Origin of the sequence: uncultured Deefgea sp., from assembly GCF_947072475.1 — a bacterium.
Lineage (GTDB): Bacteria > Pseudomonadota > Gammaproteobacteria > Burkholderiales > Chitinibacteraceae > Deefgea.
On record NZ_CAMTIA010000001.1, the window covers coordinates 107,827 to 120,909 of the forward strand.

Genomic DNA, 13,083 nt, shown 5'->3' on the forward strand with positions numbered 1-13,083 from the left:
GGGTTGTATGCCAAGCATTAAGAAAATTTTTTTTATGTATGGCGTGAATGGTGCTGGCTTTTTATTCGCACTTGCATTAATTCCAATTGTCACTTTAAGTTTTGGTGTCGAAGGTTATGGGGCTTATTCTGTTTATGTAATTCTTTCTAGTTTTCTTGTTTTTTTAGACTCTACAATTTCTCGAGTTTTTGTGGCTGAGCTGTTAAGTGATAAATGGTCTGAATGTAATGTTCCGAAGTGCATTGAGGGTGCTTACATTTGTATTTTTTTATGTCTTTTACTTCTTTTACCATTTTTAGTGTACTTGTTCGGAATGGTTTTTCCCGTTGTTATTTCTTCAAGGGACTTGACAGTAGTTGTTCTGCTTGCTGTCTTTCTTGAGTATATTTTTTCGTTACCAATTTCATATCTTCAGGTTTTAAATGTAGCAAATAAGAAGCATGAATGCTATTCAATAGTTCAATTTTTTTCTAATTTTAGTAGGTTTCTGTTTGTAGCTTTTGGGGCAGCTTTTTTGGGTGATATTTTCTATGTTTTCGTTCTTATTATAGTTAGGAAAGCTATTGATATTGCTTTTTGTTTTAGATATTCGCGTGGTGTGTATAAGTTAGGTGTTCCCTCTTTTAATGTGGTTTTTTTTCGTACATCGTTTTCGAGTTTTCGTCCATTAGTTGCTACAGTTAGTCTTCAGGTTTTGTTGACGGAAATGTTTTCTATTTACCTTAACAAAGTTTATGGTACGGAGATTTTTGGGCGGTATCGTCTTATTTATGATCTAGTTAACAAGATTTGGTTTATTTCAACACTTTATCCTGTTTTTGTATTTCCTCGTCTTTGTGAGTTATGGCGGGAAAAAACCGCTGGAGTCAAGAAATTAGTTGAGATATATTCTCCTGTTGTTTTGATTAGTGCCTATTTTTATTCTTTTTTTTGCCTGACTGTATTCTTATTGTTGTCCGTGTTGATTTATTCTAAGTATCTCGATGTTAGTTTGTATTATGTATTTGGTGTCGTTTTTGGCGTTTCTGTTTCTGCGCACAATAAGCTCCTATTTGAATTTGCTCAGGCAACTGGGGGTGCAGTTAAATTATTTAGAGCTACTTTTGTAATTGTGGTTTTTTCTGGGCTTTTATTGTATTTTTTTCGTGGTGTTTGGTTGGTTGGGTTTGTCTGGGTTGCTTCACAGTTTACGCTTATGTTGGTTCTTGAATGGTTGATTGCAAAACAGCTTAATGTTATATTTGTTGTTGGTATTAATAGGTATCTATTATTTTCACTGCTGGCCGCGCTTTATGTAATGGTATACTTTATTCACGTATTTTTTTATTTCTCCTTAATTATAATATGTTTAACCGTGATTTTATTGTTAATTATTCGCCAGTTGAGAGTGGTAAAATATGCTAACTTATTTAAGTTCTAATCGATTTTTTGGTATTGTATTTTTTTTAGTTTTGTTTTTTTCGAGTGCAACTAGCCTTAGGTTTTTTGGATCAGTTGGTGTTTCGGAGCTTGGATTGTTTGTGCTAATTTTTGGGTTGTTTTTTACAAACTCAATTTTTTTAGTAAAGAACCGACTTGCTTGGTTAGGTCTAGGTTTATTTTTTATTTCTGGATTGCTTGGTTATTTTTTTCATGAAGAGAAAAGTGCAGGTCTTTTACATACTTCACTTGCATACTTCTATGTTGTGGTTTTTGTTTTTGTAAGTTATTTTTATTTGGTAAAAGCTTATGGGCATGACGGCGGCTATATAGTATTTCAACGACATGTTAAAAAATTTGTCGAGTTTTCTGTGCTTTTGTATTTATTTGGTTTTTTTATTTTTTTCTTTGATGTCACGCCCTTATTGTCATTGTTTAAGGTCAACTTAGATTTTCCAGCTAGGTTTTCTGCATGGTCAACCAATCCAAATCAATTGGCTTTGTATCTTGCTCCAATACCTTTTCTTTATTTATGGTCAATACGTGATGATTCTTGGGGGCTGTTTCGCTGTTTTGTTATGGTATTGATTTTCTTTCTGTTTTTTGTTATGGCATTGTATGTGAGAAGTGACGCCTTGTTTTTTGCTTGGGTTTTTGTATTTATAGCCGTTAATTTTTTACTATTATTCCTGGTGCCGACTTCTTCAAATAGGTCTTTTTCGTTGCTATTTATGGCCGCTCTTTTTGCATTATGGGCTTTTAAGTGGCTAACAATGTATGGTGGAGGAGACGTTGTTGTTAAATATAGAGCGCAAGTGATTGAGCAGACTGAAAGCGTTGTTGTTGCTGTAAATGATATGCAAACGAGTATTAGCACGTTTATTTATACTTCCTTTGTATCTAGTACTACTCCAAGTTTCACTGGCAGTGCAAGTACCAATACCAGTGCAAGTACCAATACCAGTGTGACTGTAAAACCGATAACTGAAAAACTAGCCGTATCCATTGAGTCTGACACGGATATGGGGGTCGGCATGGATAAAAATAAAACGGGGGTCCGAAAGCAACTTTGGCAAAATGCGTTTCATGTCTGGCTGAAGGCTCCTATGTTTGGGCAGGGACCAGGGGCTTTTTCATATTTGGATGACCCAAAAGTTAAGCATGAGGCACATAATCTCTGGTTGGACTTATTGACACAGGTTGGAATTGTTGGGGTAATTCCATTTGCTTTGTTTGTAATGTTTCTTGCTTATAGAGCATTACAAACCAGAAACTGGTACGCACTAGCCGCATTATGTTCGATTGGTATTTTCTCCATGGCTCATTTTGTATTCCGTATGCCAATTTTCTGGTTTTATTTAATTGTTGTATACTTCATGACTCAAAAAACAGAAATTCATAAAGCTCAGGAATAATAAACATGTGTGGTTTTGTTGGCTATTGGCAATCAGTGGATTCGCCAGAAAATCCATCTACTTTAACTAAAATGATGGATGCTATAGCACATCGAGGCCCCGATGATTATGGTTCTTGGGTCTGCGATGGCATTTTTATGGGGCATCGACGACTCGCTGTTGTTGATTTATCTCCTGCTGGGCATCAGCCGATGAGGTCTGTTTCGCAGCGCTACATAATTATATTTAATGGTGAAATTTATAATCACCTATCATTACGGCGTGAGTTAGAGTCTTTCGGGTTGCGTTGGCAGGGCCATTCGGATACCGAAACACTATTGGCCGGATTTGAATATTGGGGTATTCGTGCCACGATTGAAAAAGCAGTCGGTATGTTTGCCATGGCTATTTGGGATACCCAATTACGTCAATTGCATTTGGTACGTGACCGAATTGGTGAAAAGCCGTTGTATTATGGATGGCAAAATGATGTGTTTATGTTTGGATCTGAGCTAAAGTCGCTAAAACAACATCCAGCATTTCGTGGGGAGATTAATCGTGACGCATTATCTTTGTTTATGCGTCACGCATATATTCCTGCACCGCATTCGATTTATCTGGATATTAAAAAACTGGAGCCGGGTACGATTTTGACCTTCTCAGAAGAAGGACGTTCAGTGACGTCTTTGTGCTATTGGTCAGGTAGTAAAACAGCTTTGGCAGGTAAGGCGCATCCGTTTGGAGGAACTGCCGAGCAGGCTGTAGATCATTTGGAGTCGGTGTTACTGAATGCAGTTGGTCAGCAAATGTTAGCAGATGTGCCGCTGGGTGCTTTTTTATCTGGCGGTGTCGATTCGTCGACTGTTGTTGCCTTGATGCAAGCCCAATCAACCCAACCAGTGAAAACGTTTTCGATTGGATTTCATGTTGAGCGTTACAACGAAGCCGAACATGCAGCAGCAGTTGCTCGTCATTTGGGTACAGAACATACCGAGCTGTATGTCACACCTCAGCAGGCGATGGACGTGATTCCAAATCTGGCGCAGCTTTATGATGAACCGTTTGCCGACTCTTCTCAAATACCGACGTTTCTTGTTAGTCAGATGGCGCGTTCGCATGTTACGGTTGCATTATCGGGTGATGCTGGGGATGAGTTGTTTGCTGGTTACAACCGATATGTTTTGACGCAAAAAACTTGGCATCAGCTATCTAAATTGCCCGTGAATGTTCGGCAGCTGCTTGCTAAGGGCATAAAATCTATACCTCCAGGTGCATGGAATAAGATTGCTGCACCTTTGATGGGAATATTACTAGGGCATAATCGCTTGGCATTGCCCGGTGACAAACTTCATAAGGCTGCATCAGTGTTATCATCTCGTAATGCTGCTGAAATTTATCGAGGTTTGGTTTCTACTTGGTCTGATCCCGCTTCATTGGTTCTAAATTCGACCGAGCCAATTACGGCATTAACCGATCCACAGATCGCAAAAGCACTGAAAGAATTGAATAACGATGTCGAGCAGATGATGGCGTATGACATGCTTAGTTATTTGCCAGATGATATTTTGGTGAAGGTCGATCGTGCCGCAATGGGCGTTTCGCTTGAAACTAGGGTTCCATTTCTTGATCATCGAGTTGTCGAGTTGGCTTGGCAAATTCCACTGGAATATAAATTGCGCGACGGTCAAAGCAAATGGGCTTTGCGACAAGTGTTGTACAAGCATGTTCCACGTGAACTGATTGAACGTCCCAAGATGGGCTTTGGAATTCCTATTGACGACTGGCTTCGTGGCCCTCTACGCGAATGGGCTGAAGAATTAATTAATCCCACACGTATCAAACAGGAAGGGTTTTTCAATTACGAAATGGTTGCTGAAAAATGGGATGAACATTTATCTGGCAAACGTAACTGGAGTCAGCATCTGTGGTGTGTATTGATGTTTCAGGCCTGGTTGGATAATGAAAAGCAGCCGTCGCAGTTAAATTAATTTGATTAAGCAATTTCTAGAGAGTTGAGAAAAAATAATGGTTCATCAACGCAAGATTTCAGTAGTTGGCCTTGGTTATGTTGGCTTGCCAGTGGCGGTCGCTTTTGGCAAAGTGGCTCCAGCCATCGGTTTTGATATTAATGAATTACGCTTGACTGAGTTACGTGCAGGGCATGATCGTACGAATGAAGTTGAAGATGGGGACCTTGCTGCTGCACAAATTGTTTTTACTAGTAGCACTACAGAACTAGCTCAAGCTGATTTTCACATTGTTGCAGTACCAACTCCAGTGGATGATGCGCATCAACCTGATTTAACTCCAGTTGTTAAAGCTTCCGAGACCGTCGGTAAGGCTTTGAAAAAGGGCGATATCGTCGTTTATGAATCAACGGTTTACCCTGGTGTTACAGAAGAAATCTGCGTGCCAATCCTTGAGCGTATTTCTGGCTTGATATGCGGAGTGGATTTTACTGTCGGCTATAGTCCTGAGCGAATTAATCCGGGAGATAAAGAGCATACATTTACTAAAATCAAAAAAGTAGTTTCAGGGCAAGATCAAGCAACGTTAGATATTGTGGCGGATGTATATGGATCGGTGGTCACTGCGGGTGTGTATAAAGCGGCAACAATCAAAGTGGCTGAAGCGGCTAAAGTTATTGAAAATACGCAGCGGGATTTGAATATTGCGCTGATGAATGAGTTAGCTTTGATTTTTGATCGGATGGGTATTGATACATTGGATGTGCTGGAAGCCGCTGGTACGAAGTGGAATTTTTTGAAGTTCAAGCCGGGCCTAGTGGGCGGTCATTGCATTGGTGTTGATCCTTATTATTTGACGCATAAAGCTGAAAAGCTGGGCTATATCCCACAAGTCATTTTATCTGGGCGGCGTATCAATGATGGAATGGGGGCGTATATTGCGCAACAAACGATCAAGCAAATGATTCATGCTGGTCACCCAATTGCTGGCAGTACCGTGACTGTGCTAGGGCTCACATTCAAAGAAAATTGCCCAGATTTACGTAACTCTCGCGTGATCGACATTATTCGTGAATTGCAGGATTTTGGTGTTAATGTGCAGGTATGCGATCCTGAGGCAGATAGTCATGAGGCTGTAGAGGAATACGGCGTGCCTTTGACGCCTGTTGCTGTGCTTAAAAAAGCCACTGCTATGGTCGTCGCCGTAGCACATCACGAATTTGCCGCTTGGCCAATGGCACAGTATTTGGCTCTAATGGAAAGCAATCCTGTCGTGATCGACGTGAAAGGGGTGTGTGATCGTCAAGCGATGGCTGACGCCGGTGTGCGTTTCTGGCGCCTGTAATTGTTGTTGCAATTAATTAGGATTCATTGTGTCGAAATTTGCTGAAGTAAAAACGGCGTTGCTTGCGCAACCCAAAGTCTGGCTGATCACTGGTGTGGCTGGCTTTATTGGTTCAAATTTGTTGGAGCAATTGCTCAAGCTCGGCCAAACCGTTGTGGGCTTGGATAATTTTTCCACCGGACATCGTCATAACCTAACTATGGTGCAAGCAATCGTTGGTGCGGATGCTTGGTCCCGTTTTACCCTGATGGAGGGTGATATCCGTGATTTAGCGACGTGCGAGCAAGCTGTTAATGATGTGAATTATGTTTTGCATCAGGCGGCCTTGGGTAGTGTACCGCGGTCACTCGAGAATCCGATTCACACCCACGAAAGCAATATTAATGGTTTTCTTAATATGCTGGTTGCAGCCCGCGATGCTAACGTAGCGCGCTTTGTTTACGCTGCTTCGAGCTCAACCTATGGCGATCACCCAGGTCTACCCAAGGTCGAAGATCGTATCGGCAAGCCGTTGTCGCCTTATGCGGTCACAAAGTATGTCAATGAGCTATATGCCGATGTCTTTGGCCGTTGCTATGGCATGCCAACGATTGGATTGCGATATTTCAATGTCTTTGGCCCACGCCAAGACCCCGATGGTGCCTATGCGGCAGTGATTCCTAAATGGTTTGGTAGCCTGCTACGCAATCAGGATATTTTCATCAATGGCGATGGTGAGACTAGCCGCGATTTTTGTTTTATCGACAACGTAGTGCAAATGAATCTGCTGGCGGCGACGACCAATAATTCTGAAGCGGTCAATCAGGTTTATAACGTCGCAGTAGGGGATCGCACAACTTTGAACCAGTTGTATGGTTGGATTCGCGAGCAGGTTGCTGTAATCCACCCAGAGAAATCTACGGTCGAGCCGATTTATCGTGATTTCCGTGTAGGCGATGTTCGTCATTCACAAGCGGATGTTGCTAAAGCTCAATTATTATTGGGCTATGCACCTACGCACTCGATCCAGCAAGGCTTGGATGTGGCTGCAGCTTATTATTTGAGAGCGATGACGGTACATGGCTAAGGTTTTGATTATTGCTGGGTTGGCCGAATCATTGCTAAATTTTCGAGGGCCTTTAGTCGACGCAATGTTGCAAGCAGGTCATCAGGTGTTTGCCTGTGCACCCGATTGTGATGCGGATTTTAAAGATCGACTACAAGCATTGGGAATTCAATTTTATCCAATTCCGATGAGTCGAGCCGGCTTAAATCCATTGGAAGATCTTGCAACGATAAATGCCATACGCCAACTTTGTCAGTTAGTTAGTCCAGACTTGGTTTTGGCCTATACGATCAAACCTGTGGTGTATGGATTGCTTGCAGCACGCCTTGCAGGAGTGAAACAACGCTTCGCGCTAATTACGGGTTTGGGTTATGCCTTTACCGCCGAGCAGGGCGGGATTGCTCGCAAGCTTATAAACCGAGTTGCACAAGGTTTGTATCAAATTGGATTGCAAGGCGCAGCAGGGGTTTTCTTTCAAAACCCTGATGACCGTGCATTATTTCAAAGCTTAGGCTTGTTGCCTAAAAAAACTCAAGTGACCTTGGTTAATGGTTCTGGTGTGGATACTGCACATTTCGCGTCGTCCTCATTACCCGAAACTCCAAGCTTTTTGCTCATTGCTCGCTTGCTGGCTGATAAGGGGGTGCGCGAGTATGTCGCCGCTGCAACCCGCGTCAAGGCACAATATCCCCTAGCCAGATTTCAATTGGTTGGCCCGCTTGACCCAAATCCAAGTGCAATTAGTCAGCGAGAGCTAGACGGCTGGATACAATCCGGTGCGATTGAATATCTGGGAGTATTGCAAGATGTTCGCCCCGCAATTGCTGCTGCTAGCGTCTATGTTTTGCCTTCATACCGAGAAGGTACCCCACGTTCGGTGCTGGAAGCTATGTCTCAAGGTCGCGCCATTATTACTACGGATGCACCTGGTTGCCGTGAAACCGTAGAGCAGGGTATCAATGGCATATTGGTTCCTGTGCGGGATGTTGATGCATTAGCCAACGCAATGATTTCTTTGATTGAGAATCCCGCACAAATTGTTGCAATGGCAAAGTCATCCCGTCTAATTGCGGTTGAAAAATACGATGTGCATAAGGTGAATGCTGTCATGCTTGGCGTTATGGATTTGGCAAAATGAAACGTTTATTTGATGTGGTTGTTTCGCTGGCTGTGTTATTGCTGGTTTGGCCAGCGTTACTGGTTTTGATTGTTTTGATTCGATTTAAGTTGGGCTCACCGGTTTTCTTTACCCAAGTTAGGCCCGGTTTGCATGGTAAGCCGTTTCGGATGGTGAAGTTTCGTACCATGACCGATGAGAAGGATCACGCTGGCAATTTGCTGCCTGATGACGTACGCCTGACTCGTTTTGGTCAGTTGCTGCGATCTACAAGCCTCGATGAGTTACCTGAGCTTTGGAATGTTCTCAAAGGCGAAATGAGCTTAGTAGGCCCGCGTCCGTTACTGATGGAATATTTGCCGCTGTATTCTGCGGAGCAGGCACGCCGACATGAAGTTAGGCCTGGTATTACTGGTTGGGCGCAAGTGAATGGTCGTAATGCTATATCTTGGGAAGAAAAATTTGCACTTGATGTTTGGTATGTCGAGCATCAGTCGATTTGGCTTGATATTAAAATTCTTTGTTTGACAATTAAAAAAGTATTAATTCGTGATGGAATATCTGCAGAAGGTCAAGCCACTGCAGAAAGATTTAGAGGTTCAAAATGAAAATTGTTTATGCTATTTATGGTGCTAGCGGTTACGGTAGAGAGGTTTTACCGTTATTAAAGCGGCAGTTTAATTTAAGTAATGAAAATTTGTTTTTTATTGATGATGCAAAAAATGAGAGTGCCGCAATTGTAAATTCAATACCCGTATTGAATTATCAACGGTTTTTGAATTTGGAAGCTGATTGTAAAAATGTTGTAGTAGCTATAGCAAATAGTCGTATTCGTGAAGATTTATCAAAGAAACTTATTGAAGATGGAATGCAACTTATCTCTGTTGAGGCTGATAATATTGTTAAATATGATGAAGTAAGTATTGGGTCATCATCTATAATTTCTGCTTTTGTAACATTAACTTCTAACATTTCGATCGGGGAAAGTTTTCAAGCTAATATTTATAGCTATGTAGGGCATGATTGCGTTATAGGAGACTATGTAACGTTTGCACCTGCAGTAAAATGTAATGGTAATGTGATTATTGAAGATCATGCTTATATCGGTACTGGAGCAATAATAAAGCAAGGAACTCCATCAAGGCCTTTACGCATCGGTGCTGGTGCGATTGTAGGAATGGGGGCGGTAGTTACAAAGGATGTGCCTCCAGGTGTTACCGTTATTGGAAATCCAGCTAGACCTTTTAGCAAAGAGGCGCTTCGTAATGAACGTAAATGATGTGAATTTTGGTGGTTATTCAATTGAGGATATCTCAATTGGGATGAAAGAGGCATATTGCCATACTATTTCAGATGCCGATATTAAGTCATATGCAGGTATATCTGGCGACAATAATCCTGTGCATATGAGCAAGGCTTACGCTGCAAGCACCCGCTTTAAAGATAGAATAGCTCATGGCTTCTATTCAGCAGGATTTTTCTCTGCGCTATTTGGTACTAGATTGCCTGGGCCGGGCTGTGTATATGTATCACAAAATTTAAAATTTATTCGTCCTGTGTATATTAATGATGAAGTGATTGCTGTTGTTGAAGTGACCGCTTTAGATCTGCCTAGGGGGCGTGTTTTTTTTAGTACTCGTTGTTTTGTAAATGAAAAAATGGTCATCGATGGTGAGGCCGAGTTATATCTACCCAAGAAATAAGGTTGAATAGTGCTTAATACAAAATTAACTCCTTGGCCTAGTTTTAATATAGAAGAAGCGGAAGCCGTCCAGTCTGTATTGTTATCCAACAAGGTAAATTATTGGACTGGTACGGAGTGTCGTGATTTCGAAAAGGAATTCGCTGCATGGTGTGATTCGAAATATGCTGTTGCACTTGCCAATGGCACTTTGGCTTTGGATGTAGCGTTTAAGTCGCTGGGAATTGGTGCTGGCGATGAAGTGATCGTTACCTCGCGCACCTTTCTGGCTTCGGCGAGTAGTATTGTTACTGCTGGGGCAAACCCAGTGTTTGCCGATGTCGATCTCGATAGTCAGAATATTACGGCTGATACTATTCGTGCGGTGTTGACGCCCAATACCAAAGCTATTATTTGCGTGCATCTAGCGGGATGGCCGTGTGAGATGGACGATATTATGGTCTTGGCTCAGGAAAAAGGCCTCTACGTTATAGAAGACTGCGCTCAGGCTCATGGTGCGAAATATAAAGGTCGCTCAGTAGGCTCGATTGGGCATATTGCGGCATGGTCATTCTGTCAGGACAAAATCATGACCACCGGTGGTGAGGGCGGCATGGTCACGACGAATGATGAGCAGCTTTGGAGAAAAATGTGGTCGTATAAGGATCACGGTAAATCATGGGAAGCGGTTTACGAGCGCCAGCATCCACCAGGCTTTCGCTGGGTGCATGATTCGTTTGGCACCAATTGGCGGATGATGGAGATGCAGGCTGTTATCGGCAGAATCCAACTTCGTCGCATGGCGGAGTGGACCAATAAGCGCCAGGCTAATGCGGATAAGATCGATCAGATTGCGAACGCGTTTACCTCTATTCGTATTCCTACTATCCCTGTTTATATTGAGCATGCCCAGTACAAACATTATTTATTTGTCGAGCCGACTCAATTGAAAGAGGGGTGGTCGCGAGATCGAATTATTGAAGCGCTTGCCGCTTTGGATGTGCCTTGTTATCAGGGATCGTGTTCCGAAGTGTATTTAGAAACAGCTTTTGATGGTACACCTTGGCGTCCAGCGCAAAGACTTGCAATTGCTCGCCAATTAGGTGAAACCAGTCTGATGTTTTTGGTGCATCCGACGTTGACTGATGCAGATATGGATTTGGTTTGTAATGGCCTAAATGCAGTTTTAAGTCAAGCTACATTGTAGGGCGGAAATAAATTCATGATTCATCGTATTTCATATCTGCCCCGCACGACCAAAAGTCTAATCATTCTAGCTGCTGATTTTGTTTTGTTGCCTCTTGCTTTATGGGCGGCAATTGCACTGCGTTTAGATGATTGGCGTTATCCTATCCAGTTTTCTTGGTGGGTTTTTTTATTACCGTCAATCATTGCCGCACCGATTTTTATTCGCTTTGGCCTGTATCGGGCGGTGATTCGTTATATCGAAGATCGGGCGGTGTTAACCATTGCCACTGTGGTGAGTTTAGCGCTATTGGGCTTTGTGGCCGCGATTCAGTTATTGCAAATTACCGGTATTCCGCGTGGTTCTTTAGTGATTTTTTGGCTGTTGGCGATGGCGATTATTATTGCCAGTCGTTTTGCTGCGCGTAGCCTGTTGCGTAAATTGGCCCCGCTATCTAAAGAGCGAAAAACGGTATTGATTTATGGTGCCGGTAGCGCAGGGCGGCAATTGGCGGTGGCTTTGCGTACTGGGCAAGAGTATGAGCCGATTGGTTTTGTTGACGACTCAGTCGCTCAGCAAGGGCTGCAAATTGGCGGACTTAAAGTCTTTAGCAATGATCAAATGCACGGCCAAATTACGCTGGGCCGAGTGGATCAAGTGTTATTGGCGATGCCTTCTGCGCCGCGCTCGCGCCAAATCGAGATCGTTAACCAGCTTGAGCCTTTAGCTGTCGAAGTGCGGATTTTGCCGGGGATGGCCGATTTGGTCAGTGGCGAAGTGCGTTTGGCTGACGCGCGCGAAGTGGGCGTTGATGAGCTACTGGGCCGCGAACCGGTGCCGCCCAATTATGAATTACTCGCCCGCAATATCAGCGGTAAATCGGTGATGGTGACTGGCGCAGGGGGCTCGATCGGCTCGGAGCTATGTCGGCAAATTATTAAAAATCAACCCACGCACTTGGTGTTGTACGAACTGTCCGAATTCGCTTTGTACACGATTGAGCAAGAGCTCAGCCAAATCATTCGTGAACACGCCTTGCCGATTGAGCTACATCCCGTGTTGGGTTCGGTACAAAATGGCCTACGCCTTGCTGCAATTATGGCGCGCTATGGGGTGCAAACGGTATATCACGCCGCAGCGTATAAACACGTGCCCTTGGTTGAATTTAATATTACCGAGGGGATTTTAAATAATGCCTTTGGTACTCGCGCGGCGGCGGCGGCGGCGATTGATGCTGGGGTTGAATCCTTTGTTCTGATTTCAACCGATAAAGCCGTTCGCCCGACCAATGTCATGGGCGCGAGTAAGCGAATGGCCGAATTGGCCTTACAAGCTTATGCGCTAGATCCTTCGGTCAAAACGCGTTTTAGTATGGTGCGCTTTGGCAATGTGCTGGGCTCAAGCGGCTCGGTGGTACCTTTGTTCCGTAAGCAAATTATGGCGGGTGGGCCAGTCAAGGTCACCCATCCTGAGATAAATCGCTTCTTTATGACGATTCCAGAGGCGTCGCAATTGGTGATTCAGGCGGGTGCCATGGGCGGTAGTGGCGAAGTGTTTGTGCTGGATATGGGGCAGCCCGTTCGCATTGTGGATTTGGCGCGGCGGATGATTCATCTATCGGGCTACAAGGTAAAAGATGACGCCAATCCTGCGGGCGATATTGCCATTGAGTTTTCTGGCTTACGCCCCGGTGAAAAGCTGTATGAAGAACTGCTGATTGGCGACAATGTGAGTGGCACCGAGCACGCCCGGATTATGAAAGCCAACGAACAATGTTTAACGCTCGATGAGCTGGAGCAAATCATTGCCGATCTGAGTGTTGCCTGTGTTGGGAATGATTCAACGCAAATCATTGGGATTTTACAGCGCTGCGTGTCTGGCTTTAAACCTGATCAAGCGGTGCGCGATCATTTGCATGAATTTACATAG

At 43.5% G+C, this 13,083-nt stretch carries 11 protein-coding genes; all 11 read left to right on the top strand.

Annotation, left to right across the window (positions count from 1 at the left end; all coding sequences use genetic code 11):
- Positions 1-7 precede the first annotated feature (7 nt).
- The 11 genes from Q0V82_RS00500 to Q0V82_RS00550 are packed head-to-tail and all read left to right on the top strand — an operon-like array spanning position 8 to position 13,083.
- Positions 8-1,420, top strand: coding sequence for a hypothetical protein (locus tag Q0V82_RS00500; protein ID WP_297571788.1), 1,413 nt, complete (start codon positions 8-10; stop codon positions 1,418-1,420).
- Positions 1,398-2,834, top strand: coding sequence for an O-antigen ligase (locus Q0V82_RS00505; protein WP_297571789.1), 1,437 nt, complete (start codon positions 1,398-1,400; stop codon positions 2,832-2,834). Before Q0V82_RS00500 ends, Q0V82_RS00505 begins: the two co-directional genes overlap by 23 nt.
- A gap of 5 nt (positions 2,835-2,839) precedes the next feature.
- Complete coding sequence (gene asnB / locus Q0V82_RS00510; RefSeq protein WP_297571790.1) at positions 2,840-4,801, top strand: asparagine synthase (glutamine-hydrolyzing); 1,962 nt, start codon at positions 2,840-2,842, stop codon at positions 4,799-4,801.
- Between the two features lie 37 nt (positions 4,802-4,838).
- Positions 4,839-6,125, top strand: coding sequence for a nucleotide sugar dehydrogenase (locus tag Q0V82_RS00515; RefSeq protein WP_297571791.1), 1,287 nt, complete (start codon positions 4,839-4,841; stop codon positions 6,123-6,125).
- A 28-nt stretch (positions 6,126-6,153) separates the two neighbouring features.
- A complete protein-coding gene (locus tag Q0V82_RS00520; protein ID WP_297571793.1) occupies positions 6,154-7,191 on the top strand; it encodes an NAD-dependent epimerase/dehydratase family protein in 1,038 nt (345 codons plus the stop codon).
- Positions 7,184-8,308 carry a glycosyltransferase family 4 protein gene (locus tag Q0V82_RS00525; RefSeq protein WP_297571795.1) on the top strand — a complete coding sequence of 375 codons (1,125 nt, stop codon included), beginning with the start codon at positions 7,184-7,186 and terminating at the stop codon, positions 8,306-8,308. The genes Q0V82_RS00520 and Q0V82_RS00525 overlap by 8 nt, the downstream gene beginning before the upstream one ends.
- On the top strand, positions 8,305-8,895 hold the full coding sequence (locus Q0V82_RS00530; protein ID WP_297571798.1) for a sugar transferase: 591 nt from the start codon (positions 8,305-8,307) through the stop codon (positions 8,893-8,895). The genes Q0V82_RS00525 and Q0V82_RS00530 overlap by 4 nt, the downstream gene beginning before the upstream one ends.
- A complete protein-coding gene (locus tag Q0V82_RS00535; RefSeq protein WP_297571801.1) occupies positions 8,892-9,566 on the top strand; it encodes a NeuD/PglB/VioB family sugar acetyltransferase in 675 nt (224 codons plus the stop codon). The genes Q0V82_RS00530 and Q0V82_RS00535 overlap by 4 nt, the downstream gene beginning before the upstream one ends.
- Positions 9,553-9,990 (top strand): MaoC family dehydratase, encoded by a 438-nt coding sequence (locus tag Q0V82_RS00540; protein WP_297571803.1) that lies wholly within the window; start codon positions 9,553-9,555, stop codon positions 9,988-9,990. Before Q0V82_RS00535 ends, Q0V82_RS00540 begins: the two co-directional genes overlap by 14 nt.
- Positions 9,991-9,999: 9 nt before the next feature.
- Positions 10,000-11,175, top strand: a complete 1,176-nt coding sequence (locus Q0V82_RS00545; protein ID WP_297571805.1) for a DegT/DnrJ/EryC1/StrS aminotransferase family protein — start codon at positions 10,000-10,002, stop codon at positions 11,173-11,175.
- A gap of 15 nt (positions 11,176-11,190) precedes the next feature.
- Entirely contained in the window at positions 11,191-13,083 is a 1,893-nt protein-coding gene (locus Q0V82_RS00550; RefSeq protein WP_297571807.1) for a nucleoside-diphosphate sugar epimerase/dehydratase, read from the top strand.

Coding starts and splice junctions, on each gene's coding strand:
- Q0V82_RS00500 (WP_297571788.1), top strand. CDS start 8: ATGCCAAGCATTAAGAAAATTTTTTTTATGTATGGCGTGAATGGTGCT.
- Q0V82_RS00505 (WP_297571789.1), top strand. CDS start 1,398: ATGCTAACTTATTTAAGTTCTAATCGATTTTTTGGTATTGTATTTTTT.
- asnB (WP_297571790.1), top strand. CDS start 2,840: ATGTGTGGTTTTGTTGGCTATTGGCAATCAGTGGATTCGCCAGAAAAT.
- Q0V82_RS00515 (WP_297571791.1), top strand. CDS start 4,839: ATGGTTCATCAACGCAAGATTTCAGTAGTTGGCCTTGGTTATGTTGGC.
- Q0V82_RS00525 (WP_297571795.1), top strand. CDS start 7,184: ATGGCTAAGGTTTTGATTATTGCTGGGTTGGCCGAATCATTGCTAAAT.
- Q0V82_RS00530 (WP_297571798.1), top strand. CDS start 8,305: ATGAAACGTTTATTTGATGTGGTTGTTTCGCTGGCTGTGTTATTGCTG.
- Q0V82_RS00535 (WP_297571801.1), top strand. CDS start 8,892: ATGAAAATTGTTTATGCTATTTATGGTGCTAGCGGTTACGGTAGAGAG.
- Q0V82_RS00540 (WP_297571803.1), top strand. CDS start 9,553: ATGAACGTAAATGATGTGAATTTTGGTGGTTATTCAATTGAGGATATC.
- Q0V82_RS00550 (WP_297571807.1), top strand. CDS start 11,191: ATGATTCATCGTATTTCATATCTGCCCCGCACGACCAAAAGTCTAATC.